We start from the raw sequence: 3,069 nt of genomic DNA on the forward strand, positions 1-3,069 counted from the left end.
ACAGTCGGCGGCGGCTGGTTCTCGGCTGTCGTCCTCACCCTCGTGCAGCTCCTGATCATCGGGTACATCGTGCTGTGGGCGGTGCTGACGTTCGATGTGCTGCGGCTGTGTGCGACTCGTGAAGATCCCGGGACTCTCGAAACTCGCCATCCCCCTCGTCGCCCTGCTGCTGCTCGGTCTCGTGGGAACGGGCATGGGATACGCCGCGTCGTACGTCGGCACAGCCCGCGGCACGATCAGCACGATCTTCGGACAGAGCGGTCCGAGCCTGCCGCCCAGCGAGGGCTATTACAACATCCTTCTGCTCGGAGCCGACAGCGGCGAGGGACGCGACTCAATGCGGTTCGACAGCATCTCCGTCGTCTCCGTGAACGCGACGAGCGGAGCGGTCACCATCACCGGGATTCCGCGTGAGCTGCCGAACGCGCCGTTCAGCGAGGGCAGCCCGATGCAGGAGCTGTACCCCAATGGCTTCGAAGGTCACAGTTCCAGCTCGTGCGGCTGGAACGGCTGGATGAACCACGTGCGCAACGCCGCCGAGATCTGTCGCGAGGACAACGGGCAGAGTCTGTATCCGGAGGCTGCCGCCCACGGATCCGATGCCGGCATCGAAGCGACCAAGGACGCTGCCGAGGGTGTGCTGGGCATCGAGATCCCGTACTACGTCTTCGTCGACATGCACGGCTTCGCGGACCTCGTCGACGCACTCGGTGGCGTCGACATCAACGTCACCGAGCGGCTGCCCAAGGGCGGGCCGCCCGACGGCACCGATCCGTACGACGTGGACGCGTGGGCCATCGGCTGGATCGAGGTCGGCCAGCAGACCAGGGACGGCGATACCGCGAAGTGGTACGCGCGCTCTCGCTACACCACCAGCGACTGGGACCGCATGAAGCGGCAGCGGGAACTGCAGGAGGCGATCCTCGCTCAGTTCACGCCGCAGACCGTGTTGACCAGATTCAACGAGGTCGCATCGGCCGGCACGGCCCTGATCGACACCGATCTGCCTCAGGACAAGCTGCCCGAGTTCTTCGACCTGATGACCAAGGCGAGGGAGCAGACGGTCACGACCGTCGAACTGACTCCCGACAACGGCGTCGATGAGTTCTCACCGGACTACGACTACATCCACGAGCTCATGCAGACGACGTTGCACCCGCCGACGGAGACCCCGACGCCGACACCGTGACTCGGGTCGCCCCTCCCCGTCGCCCCCTGGCNNAAGCCCACGGCCGCCACCTGAGAGTGAAGGGGGCGGTCGTGGGCCTCCGGTACATGACCGGATTCACCAGACGACGGTGATCGGAGGGGGAGGGATCACCGTCGTCCAGTCGACCCCCGCATGACGCGGGGATCTGACCTAGGCGCGCTTGCGGCGCACGACTCCTGTGGCGACGAGCGCTCCACCGGCTACCAGGGCAGCGGCTCCGCCACCCAGGATCCACGGTGATACGCTGCCGCCGGTCAGTGCGAGCTCGAGTCCTCCGCCGGTGAGCGGAAGTTCGGTGCTCGCGACAGCGGTGCCCTGTTCGCAGTCCTCGGAGGCGTTCTGCCCCTGAGAGACGGTGATCGTCGCGGTGTACGAGCGCGAGCCGTCGAAGGCCAGGGCGTACGTGCCCTCACCATCGGACGGCGGGCGGTAGCTGACGACGAGGCTTCCGTCGGCGGCTGCGGTGTTGCCCGACACGGCGGAGTCGCCGGCGTGCAGACCCGAGACGGACACTCCGACGTTCTCGGACGGCAGGAAGTACCCTGCGCCGAAGGCGACGGTCGATGCCTCGCAGGTGTCGATGATCGGTTGATCGACGCTCACGCGCGGTGGCTCCGAGTACGAGTCAGACCCGTTCGGAGCGGCAGAGGCGACAGCAGGTGCCATGAGCACCAGTGCGCCAGCGGTAAGGCTGATGGCAGCCAGTTTCTTCAGCATGATTCTCCCCAGAAATGCACGCGGAATCGCATCCGGATACACCCCTGCATCCGACTGCGTGGGCCCGTCTCTGTCCCCACGACAGAGTTATGAACCCAGATATTCCCCAGTGAGATTGAACCTACACCATCAGCTGGTCAAAAGTCACGAAGCGCAACGCAGTTCTTCACGAGTGATCTCCGGCGTGCCGATCACCGGGGTGTGGTCGACCACGGTGAGCCGTTCTCCGGCCCCCGCTCCCTGGTATTCGACCGTGATCGTCGACGACTCTCCCGGTGCCAGCAGAACCTGGTGCTGCACGGCGGAACGGGATCCGAGAAGGGCCGTCTGCACGCTCTCCTCCTTGCCGTCGCGATCGATGTGCGAGGGCGTCGCACCCTCGGGGCCGTAGACGGCGATCAGGGTTCGGACCGATCCGGCGGGCACGCCGTAGAACCCCTCGGCGGTGACGTAGGGCGGCAGCGACGTCGCCGCATCCGCCGGGGCGTCGTTCGTCCAGGTCACCGTGACCTGCGTGGTCGGCTCGCCGTCGCACACGCCGACGGCGGTCGAGATGGCTGCATCCGTGTAGTAATCCATCTTGCCGCCGGTGGTGTCGTTGAACAGCACGCCCACATGGGTCTCGGTGTCGTCAGTCGGCAGTGCCCCGCCCAGCGACGAGGCGGCCAGCAGCTTCTCCTCGTCTTCGTGCGCGCTCCAGATGCGGATGCGGTGCTGGTCGGCCGACTCCGCGAGAGCTGCGACGAGATCCTTCGGCTCCGCCTTGGTGAGAGCGGCGGACAGCAGCACTCCCGCAGCCTGGGAGAAGATCTCGTCCTGCACGAGGGGGTCGGGGATGGCCGCATAGATCTCCGACAGCAGCAGGCTCACCACCGTCTCCTTGGTGGCGTCGAAGGGGCCGAATGCCAGCGGTCCCGTCGCCGCGAGCAGGTTCTCGGTCATCACCGCGTCGACGGCGATGACTCCGTCGACGGGCTGTCCGAAGCGGTCCTGCCACCGCTTCGCGATCGCAGGCCCTGCCTCGGTGAAGTCAGGGATGCTGGTGAGGTTCTGCATGTAACGGCCGGGCTGGTCCTCGCAGAGGGCGACCGTCCACTCGCTCAGCGGAATCGGCGTGTCCCAAGAGGGGAAGTCGGGAACCG

The 3,069-nt window shown here is 66.5% G+C and carries 3 protein-coding genes; 1 reads left to right on the forward strand and 2 read right to left on the reverse strand.

What is annotated here, in order from left to right:
• Positions 1–118 precede the first annotated feature (118 nt).
• Complete coding sequence (locus tag J7E68_RS08710; RefSeq protein ID WP_311416760.1) at positions 119–1,189, forward strand: LCP family protein; 1,071 nt, start codon at positions 119–121, stop codon at positions 1,187–1,189.
• A 171-nt stretch (positions 1,190–1,360) separates the two neighbouring features.
• Here the strand turns inward: J7E68_RS08710 and J7E68_RS08715 are convergent, their stop codons facing one another.
• Both J7E68_RS08715 and J7E68_RS08720 read right to left on the reverse strand, forming a co-directional pair.
• Entirely contained in the window at positions 1,361–1,813 is a 453-nt protein-coding gene (locus J7E68_RS08715) for a hypothetical protein (protein WP_251048800.1), read from the reverse strand.
• 258 nt (positions 1,814–2,071) lie between these two features.
• A partial coding sequence (locus J7E68_RS08720) for a DUF4012 domain-containing protein (protein WP_215171768.1) occupies positions 2,072–3,069 on the reverse strand: 998 nt, incomplete at its 5' end.

The organism is Microbacterium sp. ISL-103 (assembly GCF_018613995.1).
Taxonomy (GTDB): Bacteria; Actinomycetota; Actinomycetes; order Actinomycetales; family Microbacteriaceae; genus Microbacterium.